The sequence below is a fragment of the Streptomyces rhizosphaerihabitans genome (assembly GCF_025399795.1).
GTDB classification, from domain to species: Bacteria; Actinomycetota; Actinomycetes; order Streptomycetales; family Streptomycetaceae; genus Streptomyces; species Streptomyces rhizosphaerihabitans.
In genome coordinates this window covers 1-18,837 of sequence record NZ_JAODTZ010000038.1, presented here as the reverse complement: position 1 = coordinate 18,837, position 18,837 = coordinate 1, and the positions used below count along the sequence as shown (strand labels likewise).

The window sequence follows — 18,837 nt, the reverse complement described above, 5'->3', positions numbered from 1 at the left end:
TCGGTTGGCCGGCCCGGTCCGACCGGCTCCCCTACCGGACAACTGCGCGGGAATCCCACCGGCTCCACACGGGGATGTCTTCGCGGGCTTGCCGCCAGGCGGCCGGGACGCCACCCGTGCCGGTGCGGGCCGCGACGACGCCTCCCGCGATCGCGCAGGTCGTATCGCGGTCGCCCCACCCGGCGACGGTCTGCCAGAGCGCCTCGGACAGGTCGTCCAGTCGCCCTGCCGCAGACCACAGGGCGAACGGCACCGTGTCCGGAGCCGAGATCAGCGTCCCCGAGCCCAGCACGGACGCGGCGTGGCGCACCGAAGTGCGCTCGGAGAAGTTCGCGGCCACCAGCAGCCCGGAGCGGACGTCGCTGTCCGGCACGTGCGAGGCGACTTCTCGCAGGAACTCGGCGCGCGGCGGGGCGTCCTGACCCTCGCCGGAGGCTGCCAGTGCGGCGGCGACCGCCACGGCCACCGCCCCCGCGACAGCTTCTGTGTGAGCGTGGGTGGTCAGCGCCGACAGCCGGGCCTGCTCGCGGGCAGCCGTCAGGTCGTTCCGGAACCAGGCCCCCAGCGGGGCAACTCTCATCGCGGCTCCGTTGCCGTAGGAACCCTGTCCGCCGAACTGTCCCGTGGTGACGGCCTGCCAGTCCTCGCCGTCGCTGATGCGCCGCAGTACACCGTGCATGGAGGGGCCGTACTTGCGCCCCGGGTCGCGGCCGTACTCGGCGGCGAACTCCCGTGCCAGGTCGTCCGGACGGATCTCCCCATGAGCCATCAGATGGGCGAACAGGACGAACGCCATGGCCGAATCGTCCGTCCACAGCCACGGCACAGGACGCAGGTTCCGCGCAGCCCACAGTTCCTCGGCGCACTCGTCGGAGCGCGTGAACCAGCTGTCACCGAAGGCGTCGCCCATCACGAGCCCGTCCAGGCTGGCGTGGGCGTGCTGCGGACTGCTCATGGCGAAGCTCCTCTGAAGGATCGGTGGCCATCTGATTCTCGCCGTAGGCCGGTTGAGCGCGCGAATGGATTGTCGTGCTGGGGCGAAGCCGCGGGGCAGCGGTCGACGGGCTGCGCACACGCTCCGAGATCGGTTGAGATTCGGCTTCTGAGCGCGACCGGGTCCGGAGGGACGGCGGGGCCTGCTCCGAGCCCCGCCCCGGGCTCGCCCCCATCGGATCTCAGGGACGTGATCAAGCCACCGTTGCTTCACTTGAACGGCGCAAGAGGACCTAGAGTGTGCGCGTGACCGAGCAGAACTCCGAACTCGTCGCCAGCCGGTACCAGCTGGTCGAACGCATTGGCCAGGGTGGCATGGGCCGGGTCTGGCGTGGCCTGGACCAGCAGCTTTTCGGACGCGAGGTCGCCATCAAGGAGATCCTCTTCCCGCCGGGGATGGGCGAGAGCGACCGCGCCACGCTGCTCAGGCGCTTCACCGACGAGGCCCGTGCGGCGGTCACTCTCAGCCATCCCGGGATCATCACGATCCATGACGTCGCGGAGCACCACGGCGCCCCCGTCATCGTCATGGAGTTCATCCGCGGGCAGTCCCTGGCCGCCGCGATCAGCAGTCAGGGCCGACTGCCCGTGCGGCGGGTGGCCGAGATCGGCGCCGCCATGCTCGACGCGCTCGCCGAGGCGCACGAGGCGCGGATCGTCCATCGCGACATCAAACCGGACAACGTGCTCCTGACCAAGGACCGGGTTGTCCTCACCGACTTCGGCATCGCGCACCTCGCGGACGCCACGACCAAGCTGAGCCACAGCGGGATCGTCATCGGCACGCCGCAGTACATGCCCCCGGAGCAACTGGACGGCAAACGCCCGACCCCCGCCAACGACCTGTGGGCCCTCGGCGCCACGCTGTACCACGCTGTCGAGGGGCAGCCGCCGTTCGAGGCGACGGGGCTCCACGCCCTTGCCGTCGCCGTCTTCACCCGACCGCACCGGCCGCCGGTCCACGCCGGACCGCTCGCGCCCGTACTGGATGCGCTGCTCACCAAGGACCCGGCGCAGCGGGTGGGCGCCGCCGAGGCCGCCGGGATGCTGGCATCGGTCCTGCGCTCCTTCCCGGCCCAGGACGAAGTGTCCTCCCCGCAGGAGCCGGAGCAGGAGCAGGAGCAGGAGCAGGAGCAGGAGCAGGTTCCGGAGCGCGATCCAGCGCCGGAACCGGCACCGGACGCCGCAACGGAGCAGGCACCACTCCCTGCGCCCCCGCGGCCGCCACACCCGCCCACGGCCGTGGACTCCGGGGCGACCCCGGCCGACCCCCGGCGCCCCGCCCCGGAGCGGCCGACCGACCCGCCGGTACCCGTGCCCGCGCCCGTACCCGTCCCCCCGACCGAGGACTTGGTCTCCCTGGGGACGACGGCCAAGATGGAGACAGCCGAGCGGAGGCCGGTGCAGGCGCGCGCCCTCACCCGGCGTTCCGTGGTCCTGGCGGCGGCACTGGCCACGCTCGCGACCGGATCCGTCCTGTCCTGGACTCTCTCCGGGGAGGACGGGACACCCCGCGGCGGCGGAGCGGCCGGCAGCGGGGCCACGGCTGCTGCCGTCACGGTGGTGATCGGAGTGGACGCACCGCTCAGCGGCGGTTGGTCCGGGATGGGCCTCGGCATCAGGAACTCCGCCGAACTGGCGGTCCGGACCGCGAACGAGAAGGGTTACGTCCCCGGCGTGACCTTCGAGATCAAGGCTCTGGACGACGCGGCCGACCCTGCCAAGGGCAGGCCGAACGCCGCCCGCTTCGTGTCCGACGCGAAGGTATTGGGTGTCGTCGGACCACTGAACTCCGCCATAGCCCAGACCTTGGTGGAGCCCTTGGCCCAGGCGGACCTGGTCAACGTCTCACCGGGCAACACCGACCCCGTGCTGACGCTGGGCCCCGACTGGGCCGCGGGCACCAAGTCCCGTCCGTACGACACGTATTTCCGCACCCTGACCACGGACGTCGACCAGGGGCCGTTCGCCGCCCGGTACCTCCACGCCGAGGCCGGGAAGCGCAAGTTGTACGTCATCGACGACAAGAGCGCCTACGGCACCGGCCTCACCTCCGGTTTCACGGCCGAGTTCGAGAAGCTCGGCGGGACCGTGGTCGGTACGGAGCAGGTCGATCCCGCGGAGCGCGAGTTCCCCGGCCTCGCCGCGAAGGTCCGGGCCTCGGGCGCCGACTCCGTCTACTTCGGCGGCTACTACGACACCGCCGGGCCGCTCTCCAAGCAGCTCAAGAAGGCCGGGGTCGGCATCCCCCTGATGGGCGGCGACGGCATGTTCGACCAGCGGTTCCTCACGACCGGTCCGAAGGCCGACGGCGACCTGGCCGTCAACATCGGCGTGCCCGCCGATGACCTGGCGGGCGGGGCTGACTTCCTCGCGCGGTACCGCAAGGCGGCGTATCCGGAGGCGGCCGGCTGGTACGGACCGTACGCCTACGACGCGGCCTGGAGCCTCATCGAGGCCGTGAAGTCCCTCGTGACGGCCAACGGCGGCACCCTCCCTCGGCATGCCCGCGCGAAGATGCCACAGGCGGTGGCCGGGCTCGCCTTCGACGGCGTGACGGGCCACGTCGCCTTCGACGGGTACGGCGACACCCGCAACCGGCGCCTGACGGTGTGCTCGGTGGCTTCCGGCCGGTGGACCACCGTCACCAGCGGCCCTGTCACTCCTTGACGCCGGGGGACAGGGCGAGGCGGCCGTAACCGGCAGTGGCGCAGGCCCTGGACGGCCTTGAAGCGCGCGGGGTGTCGGCCGGGTCCAGACATCCCAGGTGCAGGGGAGCGGAACGTGCTCCCGCTGCTTGCGATGCCCGTGGGCCGGCCGAAAGGCCCAGGCGGGGGCGCCGAACTCCAGGGAACGACGGTCGTATGACGTTCCGCCGACAGTGATCGATGGGGAGGGGGCTTGCGGTGCCCTCGCTCACGAGACCACCGCGAGCCTTTCGGGGCCTGTGTATCGGCATGCGCTGAATCCCTCCCTGTTCAGAGGGTTCGAGATCCAGCCGGTCGACTGTTCGTACTCACCCGGCAGGTCTTCCATCCGGCGGTTGGCCACCTCGCGCCGGCCGTCGAGGCGTATCGCATACCGGCCGAGCAGGACCTCAACGCCGCCGCCCCCGGGCCGAGCCTTGGAGAGTGTCAGGTCCATCATGCCTGCTCGAAGGCTGTTTGCGGTAGGACGGAGCGCACGTCCTGTCGGGCTTGTCGCCGGTGGTGGTCCGCCCGCAGACTCGTCGTCATCCACTCTCCGGCGTTCGTGTCGGCATCCGTTCTCGGCTGCCGGCGCGTTCGCTGTGCTGTCTCGTCGTGGGACGGGCGCGGATCGGGAGTGAGGGAACGAAGGGGGATCGGTGGATCAGGACATGGTCGTGCTGGCGAGGGTCAAGCTGCTCAGTGCCAATCGACGAGTGGTGCGCGGTGCGGAGGGGCTGTGGATCTACCGCCTGCTGACCCAGGTCGAGCCGGAGGTGTACGGGTCGAAGTTGGCATACGTCCTGGTGGAAGCCAGCACCTCGCCCCTGGTACGGGAGTTGCCTGAGCGACGGCTGGCCCTGTTGGACGAGGCGGTGACAGTGGCGAAGGCCCTCGGTACCGCGAACCCCTACCGGGCGAAGATGCTGGCGAGGGCGCTGGCCGCCAGGCAGCGGGAGTTGGAGGGCCGCACGGCCAACTAGCTTTCTAGCGGCTCCGCGTGGCCAAGTCCCTTACCAGTCATGTCATTTGGGTGCTGCTCGTAGAGGGGGATCACGGTCGAGCGGTCAGGCGGTATTGCCGCTGGTCACTGGTCGCTGGTCGTGCGCGGGGCAGAGACACTGGTGCTTGTTGCAGAGGCCTGTCGGTCGGGCTCTGTCCGAGATGCCGGGCAGGGGGCGTGAGAGACATCGTCTTCTTTCACGCCCCCTGATGAGTGTGCCCCGGCCCGTCGTGGTGAGGGCCGGGGCTACGTGGGCTGTAGCGGCGGCGCGGTCGCCCGCTTCTAGGACTGGCCGTTGAGCCCCTGGGCGGCCTGGGCGGCCTGGGCGATGACGGCGGCCACGACCGCCGGGCGGGAGACGTAGACGGCGTGGCTGCCGGGCGTCTCGGAGACGATCGCCCCGGCCCGCTCGGACATGGCGCGCTGGGCGGGCGGAGGGATCATGTGGTCGTCGGTGGCGACCAGGTACCACGACGGCTTGGTCTGCCAGGCCGGTTCGGAGACCGCCCCTTCGAGGGCTTCGACGCCCCAGGGGACCTGGGAGTCGGCCATGAACGCCGCCAGCTTCCCGGGGACGTCGGCGGCGAAGGCGGCCGCGAACTTGCCCCGGTCCAGGAACAGGAACCCGTCCTTGGGCGGCAGGATCGGCGGGACCGGCGCCCCGGGCGGCGGGTGGGCGATCAGGGAACTGACCGACTCGCCCTTGTCCGGCGCGAACGCGGCGATGTAGGCGAGGGCCGCGACTGCGGGGTGGCTGCCGGCCTCGGTGATGACGACACCGCCGTAGGAGTGGCCGACCAGCACGGCCGGGCCGTCGAGGCTGTCGAGGACCTGGTGGGTGGCGGCGACGTCACCGGCCAGCGACAGGGGCGGGTTCTGTACGACGGCTACCCGGTAGCCGTCGGCAGTCAGGTGGTCGTAGACCCCCTGCCAGCCCGATCCGTCCACGAAGCCGCCGTGTACGAGCACGATGTTCCTGATGGTTGCCATGGCTGCGTCCGATCTGGTTGGGCAGGCCCGATGCCTGTCGGTGCGTTCCATCCAAGCCATGTGAAGGGAAAGAGAACACGCAGAGCAGCACGCAGAATTCCGCGAACATCGGCCCCCTCTGCGGGGGTCAGGATGCGGCGGTGGCCAAGGCATGGCAGCGGCTGCTCGCCGCGCTGTCACCGATCGCCTCGAACACCTGCGCCGCGAGCGCGTAGGTACGGCGGCTCTCGTCCGTCCGGCCTTCCTCGGCCAGCAGGGCGGCCAGGGCCTCCAGGGCCCCGGCATGCCGGAAGTCGGACACCTGGAGCGCGCCCAGGAGGGCGATCCCTTCGCTGAGCGTGGTGATCGCTTCGCTGCGGCGGCCGAGGTGTCCCAGGCACTGGCCGATTCGGACCAGCGCGAAGGGCCGGCTGTGCGTCGCGACGCTCGGGGTCATCCCCGAGCCCTCACCGTCCATCAGCGCGAGCGCTGTGCGGAATTGCTGCAGGGCCTCGGCGTATCGTCCCTCGTCGCGAAGGCAGTTGGCGACGTTGGCCAGGGTCTGGACGTAGCTGTCGATGTCGCCGAGGGTCTTGAACGTCTCCGCCGCACGGAACGAGAGCGGTATTGCCTCGTCGGACCGTCCGAGCAGGAGCAGCGCTCCCGCGGTGTACTCGTGTGACCAGGCGACCTGCGCCTCGGCGCCGCCTTGGGTGGCCAACTTCAAGGCCTCGGCCGAGTATCGCAGCATGGCCTGAGGATCTGCCGGCGGCACCGAGTGGACCCAGGCCAGGTAGTTCAGCTGGGTCGCCTGCTGCTCCAGGTCACCGAGGGCGGCGGCGGACTCCGCTCCGAGCGTGAAGACCTCGTGCCAATGCGGGCCGTGCACCCACCGTTCGGAGAACCAGTGCATCGACTCGGCGCAGTCGAGGACGAGAGAGTGCCGGTCGCTGCCGGCCGCGGCCCGCATCGCGCCGAGCCAGTTGTCCACATTCACCCGAAGCCACCAGTCGGCCTTTTCCTCGGAGGACGGGACGGAATGGTCGGGTTCGGACCGGCCCGGGGGACCGTAGCCGGGTTCGAACCACCGCCCGGAAATCGTGGCCATCCGCAGCAGCCACGGCGTCACCCGCTCCGTCACCGCCTTCCGCCCGCCCGGGGGCTCCTCCTCCTGAAGACGCTCACGGGCGAACAGGCGGACCAGGTCGTGGAAGCGGTACCGGCCCGCGGAGCTGTCCTGCAGCAGGCCGAGATCGACGAGGTCGTCCAGAGCGTCCCAGGCGTCCTCGATCGGCACTCCGCCGGCGACGGCCGTCAGAGCGGCATCGAAGTCCCGGCCAGGTACGACGGCGAGACGCCGGAACAGCCGCCGTGCGGAGTCCGCGAGTTGCTCGTACGACATGCCGAACGCATGGGCGATCTTGAGATCGCCGGCCGTGAACTGCTCCAGCCTGCGTCCCTCGTTCGCCAGCCGGGCGGCGAGTTCGGCGGCATCCCATTCGGGCCGGCTCAGCAGACGGTTCGCGATGATCCGCAGCGCCAGAGGCAGGCCCCCGCACAACTCGGCAAGCCGGGCGAGAGCCGACTTGTCGTCGGACGCGGAACGTTCGCCCAGAATCCCGGTCAGCAGCTCCAGGGACTCCGGCACCGGCAGGGGTCCGAGGACGAGTCTGCGGACACCCTCCAGCCCTGCGAGTACCGCCTGGTCGTGATCAGTGTCCTGCTCGCACCTCCTCCCGACAGCAGCGGGCGCACCTGCTCCTCCGACGCGGCGTTGTCGAGGAGCACCAGTACCTGTTTGTCCCGCAGCAGTGACCGGTACAGGGAGGCACGCTCCTGGATGTCGCCAGGGATGTGCTGGTCCGTGATACCGAGCGCGCGAAGCAGCAACCGCAGAGCGTCACTGGCGCTCAGCGGCTGCTGGGACATGCCGAACAGGTCGAGGAAGAGCACCCCGTCAGGAAAACTCGGCCGCACGGAATGAGCGGCACGGACGGCGAACGTGGTCTTCCCCAGGCCGGCAGAGCCGGTGATGAGCCCCACCACACCGACCCCCGGCGAACTCTCCGCGTACAACAGTTCGCTCATCCAGGCCAGTTCCGCGGCGCGACCGGTGAAGTCCTCGACCGACCGGGGCAGCTCGCACAGACCACTCGGACGCGTCCAGTGATCCCGCAGTCGGCCATCGCGCGCCAGCTCGACCAACTCCTCGCGAGCCTCCCCCTCGAGCGCAAGCGCATCCGCCAAGGCGGTCACGGTCCGGTGCTGGGGCCCCTTGCTCCGACCGCGCTCCATGTCCGACAAGGTCCGAGCGCTGACCCCCGACACCTCGGCCACCGCTCCAACGTCCAACGTGCCGCGCGCCGATGGCTCCGCAGCACCTCCGCGAAAGCGAGACGCCCAGTGATGGATCCACACTCCCTATCAGCCGCGAAAGCCCGCCGCAGACCGAGCCCGCGAATCCACTCAGACCGTCCCTGATCGCGCTGTTCTATCACGTCCGCCTCCGTCGGGGAACATATCGGCAGCTTCGGCAGAAATGGACGGATGAGGTGTGGCCGACTCGTTCTGGAACCGATGGGCGATATCGAGGGGATGACAGATGGCTTGTATCACCTGAACCGCGCCCGGTTTACCGGACGGACCCGATCCTGAAGTGCTGAAAGCGCCGATCGGGCTGATCGTGACGGACGGCAGGAACACCGCCGGACGGTCGACTGCGCCGGAGCCGGCGGTCGTGACGAGTGGCCCGGAGCCGCGGGCGGTGCCCTTCCGGGCGATCTCCGGGCTGCCGCCGCGGCCCGGAGAAATCGGCGGTACTAGCCGTAGCCGTAGCCGTAGCCGTAGCGAAGTGCCATGCCGGTCGACGATCAGATGGTGCCTTCTGCCGGACCGGGCCGGGACCGGTGGGTCGCGATCGGTCCCAAGATGCCCTGGACCACCGCCGAAATTTGGGGAGCAGACCCGGAGCGATCGTCAATTACAAGTTGACGATCGCTGATCGTCAACTTAAGATTGACGCATGAGCCCACTCGACATCAGCCTCGCCGACCTGATCGCCCGTCTCGACGAGGAACTCCCCGGCGCCGACGAACTGGCCCGCATCAGCGAGGCGCGACTGCGCGCCCAGACCCTGTCCGACCTCGGTGACCAGCTCATCGACCACTACGTCAGCAAGGCCAAGCGAACCGGCGCGTCGTGGACCGAGATCGGCGACGCCATCGGGGTGTCCAAGCAGGCCGCCCAGCAACGCCACGCACCCGGCCCCTTCGAGCGGTACACCAACCTGAACCGGCACAGCATCGTGCTGGCGCAGGAGGCCGCCCGAACGCACAAGCACGACTTCATCGGCACCGAACACCTCCTGCTCGGCCTGCTCGGCGAACCGCAGGGCCTGGCGTACGAGGTGCTGATCGCGAAAACCGAGTCGGAGCAACGCATCCGCGACGCAATCGAGGAAGCGATGCCGCCGGCCGGGGAGAAGGCGCTGCGGGGTCACATCGCGTTCCGGCCGGAGAGCAAGGAGGCCATCGAGCAGGCACGCCGCGCGTCGGCCGACCTCGGTCACGACTGGGTCGGCACGGAACACACACTGCTGGGCCTGATCCGCGTCGAGGAGAGCCCGGCCGCGCAGATCCTGCGCAACCTCGGCTTCACGTCGGACGGGCTGCGCGAGACGATCTCGACCGAGATCACCAAACGGTCCGCCGCGCGCGACAAGCAGTAGCGAAACGATCGCTCGCCGCAGAGGACGGGGCCGGCACAGCCTTCCGACCCGTCACGGGACGGTGCGCTCGTGCCGCCAACCCCCACCCGACGTCGCCAAAAACCTTGCAGTGCACGGTGGGTGAGAGGCGGCCGTGCACTACGACTCCGCTCGAAGCCGTCAGTAAGACTTGTCCCATAACAATCTTTTGGCCGAAGGCCGGTGAGGCTTTGCCTCACCGGCTTGGGGCTTGCTGCCCTCGCCCGCTGGGTATCGCAGGCGCATGCAGGTATGGGGAAGGCCGTGAGGACGGGACCCCGGTGGGAGACTTTCCTGCGGGGCGTGGTGCGGCGGGTGCCGGCGAGGAAAGTCCCGCAGCCGTGGTGGATCCCGCGGCGCCTGCTGACAGTGGTATCGGCGGACGTCGACGGCACTGCCGGTGTCGGGGCGGTATGGATCGTGTGGCGTCCGAAGTCACCGCGCATGCGTGAGCACATTGCGCTCCTGGAGTGGTACGAACAGCAGTGGCGGTACGTGGGGGGTGGCAGCGGCCCCGGAGAAGATCCTTTCAACGTCGATGTGCTCGACGTTCGCAACGGCGGCGGTGTCCTCAGCCTCACCCGCAGCATCGACCCCCCACGCTCCATCACCGCAGCCCCGTGGATCAGTTGTGTCAAAGTGAGCCTCGGGCAGGACGTGGATCACGTTCTCGTCGGAGCCCGCCGGTTCGAGAAACCCGAGCGCCGCAAGCTCATCGCTGTTTGGACGTCCCCCTGCACCAGCCGCGGAGCCCGTCCCGTCATCGTGGCCGTGGGACGCGACGGCGCCGAGCTCTCCCGCATCGGCCCCCATGACAGCCTGGACACTCATACCTGGGCGCGGTTGAGAGAGGAGTTATAAGCTCCTTCTTTATGGTTTGACCTGGTCACGTTCGGCGATGGTGCCGGGGCGTCTGGTCGCTTTGCCCACGTCGTAGCGGGTGGCCGGGTGCCGGTTCTTCGAGCCGAGCGGCCTGCCAGTAGCCTCAACAACCCCAGTTACACCGTTGATTGGTTGATTGGACAGTCCCATCCGAAGCGGGCGAGGCGCTTACGACCGGTCCGCGATCGAGGTCGCGGTGGGATTGGCTGGTTTCGGGTCGAGATGCCCATGTGCTTGTTCAGGCCAGGCGGACTGGGATACTCCGGCTATGGATGCTGGGGTGATGTGGAGCGGTACGCGATCGGACACGGCAGTACCTGCACCGACCACGTCGGCGCGCGCCGCGGGCTGGGTGCTGCGTTCTGTGGTGGCAGCAGACATCGAGGTGATCGCGGAGTTGCGGGCCACGGTTATGCGTGCGGACTTGGAACGCCTTGGACGCTACGACGAGCACCGGGTACGGCAGCGGCTGCGGGACTCTTTCTCCCCGGAACACACGTCGATCATCACGGTCGACAGCGAATTCGCAGGATGCGTCACGGTCCGGCCAGCCGAAGGCAGGCAGTGGCTGGAGCACTTCTACCTTGCTCCGCACTGTCAGGGCCGAGGGCTCGGATCGGCTGTGTTGCGCACGGTGCTGGAGCGAACGGATGCGCAGGGCATGACCGTGGGCTTGAACGTTTTGCAGGGCAGTGCTGCCCGTCGACTCTATGAGCGCCACGGATTCGTCGTGGAAGCCCAGGACCCGATCGACGTCTTCATGATGCGCCCACCGGGGTGATGGCGAGCGCTCCTGCGAAAGCCTGGCCGGTGCCGGCCCGAAGTGGCTTGCGTACCTGATGGCATCGCGGGCAGGGATGGACAGGTAGCCGTTCCCGGCGCACGCATGCCGCACTGCCCGAGTCGGCTGAACTGCGAGCACGCCGCACGGACTGGACCAGTCGGGCGCACCCTGAGTCGGCGCGGCAGGTCGGGCTTGGCCTGCCCGCGAGCCGGCCGCACCATTGACTTTCCGGATCCACCCTCGTCGCCCACGCGGTGGCGGAACTCCAGGCCACGCCGTGGCCCGGCATCGAACTCAAAGGCGCGGAACAGCGCTGGGCCTCCTGCGCCGGATCCTGCGACGTCGGTCTGCTCGCCGGTGACACGCTCTTGCACACCGACCTTGCACCCCACAACGTACTGATCAGCGACCGCGCGCACATCATTGACTGGGCGTGGCCCACGCGAGGCGCGTCATGGATCGATCCGGCGGTGATCATTCTTCGGCTCATGGAAGCCGGGCACAGTGCCGAGGGCGCCGATACCTGGGCCCGCGCGTTCCTCGCCTCCCGGGTGTCCGCCCCCACGGCCGGGGTGACGGTCTTCTCCAAGGTCAGCGCCGCAGCCCGGGCCGAGATCGCCCGTAACGATCCGCAGGACCGGAAGAAGACATGGCCCGGCACGCCCATGACCGGGTGACCTATTGGTGCAGCCGTACCTCCTGACCCGAGTGCAGATGGCGCCCCCACCGAGGGCCGCAGGTGCAACTCGCGGCCGTTGACGTTCGCAGTGACAGGGGGCGTGCAGGTATCCACCCCGTACTCGGTCCGGAGAGACGGAAACGACTGCGGTAGTCCTTCTTCGCCAGAAACCAGCCGCTCCAGCTGCCCTTCAAGGGAGCCCGGAAGAGCCTTCGTGGACGGACTACCAGGCCCTTCTGGTCTGTGCGCGTCCTCAACTCGGTCCCCGGTGGTGATCGTCTGGGACAATCGGAACGTCCACAGGACAGCCGGACTGCGTCAGGGCGCGGCTGACCACAACTGGCTCACCATCTTCCAACTCCCGTCCTATGCACCCGATATGAACCCTGCCGAGGATGTTTGGTCGCTGCTGCGGCGAGGGCCCCTGGCCAACACCGCGTTCACCGAGCCCGAAACACCTCGAGCGCGCCTTCCGTCGCGGACTGGCACACATCCAACGACACTCCGACCTCATCAACAGCTGTCTCACCGAAACCGGCCTGGACATCACTGCACATCCGACACCAGAGGTCAGTACTGGTCCTCGGCCTCGCCCCATCACCTCTGCCAGGTGGGTCCCGATGCCGTCCACTGCCCGCTCAGCCTCCGCTGCCAAGAGGGTGCCGATGTCGTACCGTTCCTCAACGCCCGAGCCGGTGCAGACCTCGACCACCCGGGCAGCGCCTTGTCCAGGATCAAGCAGTTCCGATCAGCGAGGGCTGACTTGAGTCGGCGTGACCACCACCGACCGCCGGGCAGCTGCTCCCGCTCGTCCTGCTCTCCACGAGTAGAAAGCTCACCACGTGATCCATGAGAAAACGCCCGCGTTTGTCGACGAGCCACGGGAGGGGGTGAATCGCCGGCCAATCTCCTGGGAGCGGCGGCTGCGTCACTTCGGGTACGTCGAGCGCCCGCGTACGTCCGTGCGCGACCGCCTGGTCGTGCCGTTTCCCGAACCCACGTCGCGGCTTTGGCGCATGCTCGGGCTGTCCCCAGTCGCGGCGTGCCGGCTGGCGCGCTGGTCGCAATGGGGCGGGCCGCTGCTGGTGGCGCTCCTTGCAGGGCTGCCGCGCTTTTGGCGTCTGGGCAGCCCGGGGGCGGTCGTGTTCGACGAGACGTACTACGCCAAGGACGCATGGTCCTTGCTGCGGCTCGGCTACGAGGGCACCTGGCCGAAGGGCCAGATCTCCGACCCGCAGATCCTGGCCGATCCCCAGGTGATCCCGCTCTCCGACGCCGGGTCCTTCGTCGCGCACCCGCCGACGGGCAAATGGGTCATCGCCCTCGGCGAGTGGATGTTCGGCCTCACCCCCTTCGGCTGGCGCTTCATGACGGCACTCCTCGGCACGCTGTCGGTGCTGATGCTGTGCCGAATAGGACGCCGCCTGTTCCGTTCGACACCGCTGGGCTGCCTGGCCGGAGCACTGATGGCGGTGGACGGTCTGCACTACGTGATGAGCCGTACCGCTCTGCTCGACCTCGTCGTCATGTTCTTCGTACTGGCGGCGTTCGGCTGCCTGCTCATCGACCGTGACAGTGCGCGAGGCCGGCTCGCGGCAGCTCTACCGGTCGGCGAGGACGGCCGGGTGCGCCCGGACGGACACACTGGCGACCGTGTCGGGACGGGAGCGCGTCCCTGGCGGCTCGCTGCCGGCCTCTGCCTGGGACTGGCGGCCTCGACCAAATGGAACGGCCTGTACTTCCTCGTCTTCTTCGTGATCCTCACCCTGCTGTGGGACGTCGGCTCTCGCCGCGTAGCGGGGGCGCGCCGTCCCTACCGTGCGGTGCTGCGCAAGGACCTCGGCTGGTCGGTGCTGTCCCTCGGCCCGGTCGCTGTCCTGACGTATCTGGCGACATGGACCGGCTGGTTCCTGTCCGACAACGGCTACGGACGCCACTGGGCGGACGCCCGCGGCGGCACATGGTCGTGGATTCCGGCCCCGCTGCGCAGCCTGTGGCACTACGAGCACGGCGTCTACCAGTTCAATGTGGGGCTGAGCACTCCCCACAAGTACCAGTCGAACCCTTGGAGTTGGCTGGTTCTCGGCCGCCCCGTGCTGTTCCACTACCAGTCGCCGGCACCCGGGAAGGACGGCTGCCACGCGGCGGCCGGCTGCACACAGGCGATCCTCGCCCTGGGAACACCGCTTCTGTGGTGGTCGGCATGCTGCGCACTCGTGTACCTGCTCTACCGATGGGCGCTGCGCCGCGACTGGCGCTCCGGTGCCATCCTCTGTGCAGTGGGTGCCGGTTATCTGCCCTGGTTCCTGTACCAGGACCGCACGATCTTCTCCTTCTACGCGGTCGTCTTCGTGCCGTACCTGAGCCTGGCCGTGACGATGATGCTGGGAGCCCTGCTGGGTCCGGCGGGAGCGACCGACAAGCGCCGCATACGAGGTGCGGTGGCCGCAAGCGTGGTTGTCCTGCTCATCGCCTGGAACTTCATCTATTTCTTCCCGATCTACACCGGACAGACGATCCCGCATGCCGCCTGGCGCGCCAGAATGTGGCTCGACACCTGGATCTGAGCCCGGCCACCCGGTACGCGCGGGCAACCTGCGCGTGCCCTCGACCGGATGGGATCCGATTCGGCGTCGCTCACCGGGCTGCAAACGGTGTGATCGTTCAGGCAATTCCGCACTGTCGGGGACCAGTTGGTGGGTTCCGGCAGTCCGTTCGCGTCCGACAGGACGTGCATCTTGGATGCGGCCTCGGGAGGCGCCGTTGCACCGCACCACGGGTATGTCTCCTTTGGGTGCCCAAGTGCGTGCCCGGTGCGACGTCATGTCCTGGACGGGGCCATGCACTACTGGCACAGCGGCAGGCCGTCGTTGCCGTACTTGTGGGTGCGCCGCTGGCAGCCGGAGCATGGGCCGACGATGCTGCCGGGGCAGGTGGAGGTGGAGGGGTCCGGGCCGGCGGATAAGTCGAGGATCTGCAGCGCGGTGTCCGGCTGGCAGTTGCCGCAGGCGCGTACGCCCGCAGTGAGGAGGCGGCGTGCTTCGTCGCGCGGGACGGGGCGCCGTCGTTCGCCCGCGGTGTAGCAGCCACCGACATGCACTGCCGGCACCATCAGCGAACTCGGCCTCATCGGCACCCTCAACATCGGCATGGTGCTCCTCGACGCCGAACGCGGCTGGGGCCCTTCTGGCTACGGCTGGATCGTCAGCAGCTTCGGCGCCGGCGCAGCGGCCAGCGCCGCACTGCTTGCCATCGTCGGCTGGCTGCCACGTGCAGGCCTGGTCTTCGCCGGAACACTGCTCGCGGGTTGTACGGGCGCGGCTGCCATCGCACTGGTCCCAACCCTGTGGCTCGCCATGGTGCTGGCCGCTGTCATAGGGCTGAACACGGGCATCGTCGGCAGCTTGTACAGCGCCTTCGTACAAACCGCCGCAGAACCGGCCTATCTCGGCCGGGTCACCTCCGTCGTCATGCTCACCATGGTCGGTCCCGCACCCCTCAGCTACCCACTGGTCGGCGCCGCCATCGGGGCCTGGGGCGTTGCCCCGGTGTTCGTCGGCTGCGGCATTCTCGCCAGCCTGGGCGTGCCCATCGCCCTGGCCTCCACCGCGGTCAGGCACGCTGAACTGCCCCGGCGCCGGCCACGTCTGACCGCCTGAAGCCTTGCCCGGATCTGTCGGGCTCCTCGCGCACGCCAGTATGAAAGGTGACGGCGCCGGCGCGGCTGGCGGCAGCGGCCCGCCAGGAAGGGAACGACCGGATGCACGCCTCGTCATGCGAGGCAGGCCCGTACAACTTCCGCACGGAGATGGTCCCGCACTCTCCGTGGCAGCCTGAGGACATAGGGGTTCGCTCGCAAGGAACGGTGGCCACTCCGGGGCCGCCTGAGTGATTGTCAAGGGTTTCGGGTGCTGGAAGATTCTCGCGGACGGGGCCGCAGATCGCTGTCACTCGCCGCTGGCGCGTAGGGCGAGATCTCGTAGCACCTGGGCGGACGGGACTTCGGGATCGCCGCGATCGTGTTCTGCGGCGAGCTGGTGGAAAGCGGCGGCGAATGCCCCGAACGCTGTGAAGATCGGGCCGCTCATTGCTTGGGCGATGGCGTTGGCGACCTCTTGCGGGGCGGCGTCGTCGTCGATGTCCACGCTCCTCGGGAAGATGTCCTTCACCAGCTCGTTGAGCAGGACATCGCTTTCGCTGTCGGGTTCGGGTGCGTCGTCCCCGACGTACTCACGTGTCTTGGTGAGGATCGCGACGACGCGTGTCATCACTTCTTCGTCGGTCATGGGAGGAGCCTAGATCCTGGACACGCGGGCTTCCGGTGGATCAGCCGGGGGCCGCGGCGCTCCGACCTGTGAAAGGCATCGGTTGCCGTGTTGCCCGATGGTCGCCCCGCCGACTGACCGGCCCGGGTCCAGGGGTGGGACGGACTGTCCGAGGTGCCGAAGGTCGGCAGGCAGCGCGGCCGAAGGCGTCCTTGACCAGCCGGTATGGTCCGTGTCCTTTGACCTGATGGCGGAGACGGCCGGAACGGCGCCCTCGGCGGAGTTCGGAATCCGTCAGCACGACGTGCTCGGCGACGCCATGGCCAAGCAGGGCACGGATGGCCGTGGCGGGCACCGTATCCGCGTATGAGAGGGGGCCTTCGGATCGTGGAGGTACCGGTCCCTCCTACCTGCCCCAGGTACGCGAACTCCTCCCGGGCGTGCCGTGAAGGTGACCTATGGGGTCACGGCAACAGCAGACCCGGCCCGGATGACTTCGCCGGGAACGCTACGGCGAAGAAGGACGCGTACATGCTCGGTTCGGCAGGCGTGGGCGGAACCGCCTCCGACGCGGTGGTGCTCCTCGACGGCCACACCGCTTGTCGGCCAGAACCGCTGCGCTGGACCCTCAGCCGGCTCGCACGAGGGCTGCTCGCATGCTGCCCTGCCCTGCCCGTTCCGCAGTCGGGTCACCCTGGTCACGGGCCCCGACGACGACTACCTGCACACGCTCGCCGCCCTGGACGGCCACAGGTCCGGGGTGGGCCGGGTCACCGTCCATCCCACCCGGCACCGAGAGTCCGTCAGGCGCCTGTCCTACGACGCCGGAGGCCGCCATCCGCCGCAGGCGGCCTGCGCCGAGCAGATCCCCAGCCCCCGGTGTCCGCACCGGCGTTGTTGGAGACGACCTCCACGTTGCCGATGCCGGCCTCGAAGAGGGACCCGATGAACAAGGCCGGGATGCCACACAGACCGGAGCTGCCCACCGCGACGGTGGAGCCGCTGGGATGTCTGCCACCGCAGCGACAGCGGAACCCGCGGCCTCGTCCGTCAGCGTTCTCCTTCGGCGAGCATGCCGTCGAGCGGAAAGGGCGGGGACGGGTGCCATTCGCGATCAGCCGGTGGGCCCGGGTGCGGCACCACGAAGCGATGCCTGCCGCATTCGATCTCCCTGGGTTCGAGGCCCGGCAGGACGACGGTCGCGACCGACCCGGTCGGCACGGTGACGTCGACGCGGAGTTCACCCTCGGCTCGTTCCCACGCGACCTCGGCCAGGCCGTAGGGAGTGCGGTGCGCCGTGCGTGCCCACGAGAGCCGTCCCCCGGGTCGCGGCTCGATCCGCAGCGACCGGTACCCCGGCGAGCCGGGCCCGAGCCCGGCGACCACCCGGTGCATCCAGTCGGCCACCGCGCCCAGGGCGTAGTGGTTGAACGACGTCATCTCCCCGGGGTTGACCGAACCGTCGGGGAGCATGGAGTCCCAGCGCTCCCAGACCGTGGTGGCCCCCATCGTCACCGGATACAGCCAGGAGGGGCACTCGGTCCGGAGCAGCATCTGGTACGCGTCGTCGATCGCTCCCGCGGACGTGAGGGCGTCGCAGATCACCGGGGTGCCGAGGAAGCCGGTGGCGACCTTGTGGCCCTTCTCTCGCACCAGCCGGACCAGTTGCCGTGCCGCCCGCGCGCGTTGTCCGGCGTGGCATTGGAGCGCAACATGATCATCGTGACCGGCGCCACCGGACAGCTCGGACGCCAGATCGTCGAACGGCTGCTGACTCGCGTGCCGGCGGGCCGAGTCGGCGTCAGCGTCCGCGACCCTCGGAAGGCGAAAGCGTTCGCCGACCAGGGAGTACGGGTGCGCCAAGGCAGCTTCACCGCCGCCGCCGACCTCGCGCACGCCTTCGAGGGCGCCTCCCAAGTGCTGATCGTCTCTGTCGACAGGATGGGCGAAGAGGCCGTGCGGCAGCACCGCGCCGCCATCGACGGGGCCGTCGCGGCGGGTGCCCGCCGCATCCTCTACACCAGCCACATGGTGCCGGCGCCTCGTCGCATTTCCAGGCCTGCCGCGACCATGCCGCCACCGAGGGAGCACTGCGCGCTTCCGGCGTGCCGTTCACCTCGCTGCGCAACGGCTTCTATGCCGCCAGCGCGGTGCAGTTCCTCGGTCACGCCATGCAGTCCGGCCAGGTCGTGCTCCCCGCGGACGGACCGGTCAGCTGGACCGCGCACGCCGACCTCGCCGACGCGGCCGCCGTCGTCCTGGCCGACGAAGGCCGCTTCGACGGCCCCACGCCCCCGCTCACAGCGGCACAGGCGCTGACCTTCGACGACATCGCCGGTATCGCCACCGAGGTAACGGGCCGCACCATGACGAGGACCACGGCACCCGACGACCAGTTCCGGCAGCTGTTGGTGGAGGGCGGCGCCCCTGTCGAGGTGGCGGACCAACTGCTCGGCATTTTCGCCGCCGGCCGTGCCGGCGAATTCGCCGCCGTCGACCCGACACTGGCCACTTTGCTCGGCCGTGAACCCATCGCCCTGGGCACGGTCCTGCGTGAGCAACTGCCGAACGGCGAGGGGCGCTGACCGGCTATGACTTCGCAGAACTGGTGCTTCTTGCGTCGCCCTCGCGCGTGTGCAGCGGCCGGGGGCGGATGGGTGAGGTCGTCTGCGCGCGGCCGTATCGCTACAACAGGGCGGGGTGGCTGGGAGTCTGCGTGAGTACCGACCACGCCGACGGTGTCCGTCAAGGCGGCTCAAGCCCAAGTCCCGGACAGGTGGCGCGAACTCCCGAGCCACGTACGCGATATTCCCGGAGGCTTCGGAGTGTC

The 18,837-nt window shown here is 69.2% G+C and carries 17 protein-coding genes and 2 pseudogenes; 11 read left to right on the top strand and 8 right to left on the bottom strand.

Annotated elements, in window-relative coordinates:
- Positions 1-31: 31 nt before the first annotated feature.
- Complete coding sequence (locus N4G66_RS30595; RefSeq protein WP_261707495.1) at positions 32-955, bottom strand: ADP-ribosylglycohydrolase family protein; 924 nt, start codon at positions 953-955, stop codon at positions 32-34.
- Positions 956-1,239: 284 nt separating this feature from the next.
- Between N4G66_RS30595 and N4G66_RS45725 the strand changes: the two genes are divergently transcribed.
- Positions 1,240-3,663, top strand: a complete 2,424-nt coding sequence (locus tag N4G66_RS45725) for a bifunctional serine/threonine-protein kinase/ABC transporter substrate-binding protein (RefSeq protein ID WP_315903713.1) — start codon at positions 1,240-1,242, stop codon at positions 3,661-3,663.
- Positions 3,664-3,909: 246 nt separating this feature from the next.
- Here the strand turns inward: N4G66_RS45725 and N4G66_RS30580 are convergent, their stop codons facing one another.
- The gene (locus tag N4G66_RS30580) at positions 3,910-4,137 is read right to left on the bottom strand and encodes a hypothetical protein (RefSeq protein ID WP_261707494.1); all 228 of its coding nucleotides are present in this window, start codon (positions 4,135-4,137) and stop codon (positions 3,910-3,912) included.
- Positions 4,138-4,339: 202 nt separating this feature from the next.
- Here N4G66_RS30580 and N4G66_RS30575 point away from each other — a divergent pair, with 202 nt between their 5' ends.
- Positions 4,340-4,663 (top strand): hypothetical protein, encoded by a 324-nt coding sequence (locus N4G66_RS30575; protein WP_261707493.1) that lies wholly within the window; start codon positions 4,340-4,342, stop codon positions 4,661-4,663.
- 302 nt (positions 4,664-4,965) lie between these two features.
- On the opposite strand, the gene N4G66_RS30570 is transcribed toward N4G66_RS30575, so the two are convergent.
- The 3 genes from N4G66_RS30570 to N4G66_RS30560 form a co-directional block, all read right to left on the bottom strand.
- Positions 4,966-5,673: an alpha/beta fold hydrolase gene (locus N4G66_RS30570; RefSeq protein WP_261707492.1), complete on the bottom strand. Its 708-nt coding sequence runs from the start codon at positions 5,671-5,673 to the stop codon at positions 4,966-4,968.
- 127 nt (positions 5,674-5,800) lie between these two features.
- Positions 5,801-7,300 carry a tetratricopeptide repeat protein gene (locus tag N4G66_RS30565; protein WP_261707491.1) on the bottom strand — a complete coding sequence of 500 codons (1,500 nt, stop codon included), beginning with the start codon at positions 7,298-7,300 and terminating at the stop codon, positions 5,801-5,803.
- Positions 7,276-8,070 carry a helix-turn-helix domain-containing protein gene (locus N4G66_RS30560; protein WP_261707490.1) on the bottom strand — a complete coding sequence of 265 codons (795 nt, stop codon included), beginning with the start codon at positions 8,068-8,070 and terminating at the stop codon, positions 7,276-7,278. Before N4G66_RS30560 ends, N4G66_RS30565 begins: the two co-directional genes overlap by 25 nt.
- 604 nt (positions 8,071-8,674) lie before the next feature.
- Between N4G66_RS30560 and N4G66_RS30555 the strand changes: the two genes are divergently transcribed.
- From N4G66_RS30555 to N4G66_RS30530, 6 genes are all read left to right on the top strand, one after another.
- Positions 8,675-9,379, top strand: a complete 705-nt coding sequence (locus N4G66_RS30555; protein WP_261707489.1) for a Clp protease N-terminal domain-containing protein — start codon at positions 8,675-8,677, stop codon at positions 9,377-9,379.
- 462 nt (positions 9,380-9,841) lie between these two features.
- Entirely contained in the window at positions 9,842-10,258 is a 417-nt protein-coding gene (locus N4G66_RS30550) for a hypothetical protein (protein WP_261707488.1), read from the top strand.
- A gap of 289 nt (positions 10,259-10,547) precedes the next feature.
- On the top strand, positions 10,548-11,060 hold the full coding sequence (locus N4G66_RS30545; protein ID WP_261707487.1) for a GNAT family N-acetyltransferase: 513 nt from the start codon (positions 10,548-10,550) through the stop codon (positions 11,058-11,060).
- A gap of 257 nt (positions 11,061-11,317) precedes the next feature.
- Entirely contained in the window at positions 11,318-11,740 is a 423-nt protein-coding gene (locus N4G66_RS30540; RefSeq protein WP_261707486.1) for a hypothetical protein, read from the top strand.
- 90 nt (positions 11,741-11,830) lie between these two features.
- Positions 11,831-12,595, top strand: coding sequence for a transposase (locus N4G66_RS30535; protein WP_315903715.1), 765 nt, complete (start codon positions 11,831-11,833; stop codon positions 12,593-12,595).
- Between the two features lie 163 nt (positions 12,596-12,758).
- Positions 12,759-14,309, top strand: a complete 1,551-nt coding sequence (locus tag N4G66_RS30530) for a dolichyl-phosphate-mannose--protein mannosyltransferase (protein WP_261707556.1) — start codon at positions 12,759-12,761, stop codon at positions 14,307-14,309.
- Positions 14,310-14,587: 278 nt separating this feature from the next.
- Here the strand turns inward: N4G66_RS30530 and N4G66_RS30525 are convergent, their stop codons facing one another.
- Positions 14,588-14,854, bottom strand: coding sequence for a DUF6233 domain-containing protein (locus N4G66_RS30525; RefSeq protein WP_261707555.1), 267 nt, complete (start codon positions 14,852-14,854; stop codon positions 14,588-14,590).
- Between N4G66_RS30525 and N4G66_RS30520 the strand changes: the two are divergent.
- A pseudogene (locus tag N4G66_RS30520) lies at positions 14,844-15,401 on the top strand (MFS transporter); the annotation flags it as partial. The gene N4G66_RS30525 and the pseudogene N4G66_RS30520 sit on opposite strands and share 11 nt — an antisense overlap.
- 288 nt (positions 15,402-15,689) lie before the next feature.
- Here the strand turns inward: N4G66_RS30520 and N4G66_RS30515 are convergent.
- The gene (locus N4G66_RS30515) at positions 15,690-16,028 is read right to left on the bottom strand and encodes a hypothetical protein (RefSeq protein WP_261707484.1); all 339 of its coding nucleotides are present in this window, start codon (positions 16,026-16,028) and stop codon (positions 15,690-15,692) included.
- Positions 16,029-16,239: 211 nt separating this feature from the next.
- On the opposite strand from N4G66_RS30515, the gene N4G66_RS30510 reads away from it, so the two are divergent.
- Positions 16,240-16,377: a hypothetical protein gene (locus N4G66_RS30510; RefSeq protein ID WP_261707483.1), complete on the top strand. Its 138-nt coding sequence runs from the start codon at positions 16,240-16,242 to the stop codon at positions 16,375-16,377.
- A gap of 680 nt (positions 16,378-17,057) precedes the next feature.
- Here N4G66_RS30510 and N4G66_RS30505 read toward each other — a convergent pair.
- Positions 17,058-17,660 carry an alpha-L-rhamnosidase-related protein gene (locus N4G66_RS30505; RefSeq protein ID WP_315903712.1) on the bottom strand — a complete coding sequence of 201 codons (603 nt, stop codon included), beginning with the start codon at positions 17,658-17,660 and terminating at the stop codon, positions 17,058-17,060.
- A gap of 60 nt (positions 17,661-17,720) precedes the next feature.
- Here N4G66_RS30505 and N4G66_RS30500 point away from each other — a divergent pair.
- Positions 17,721-18,592 (top strand): annotated as a pseudogene (locus N4G66_RS30500) (NmrA family NAD(P)-binding protein).
- Positions 18,593-18,837 lie beyond the last annotated feature (245 nt).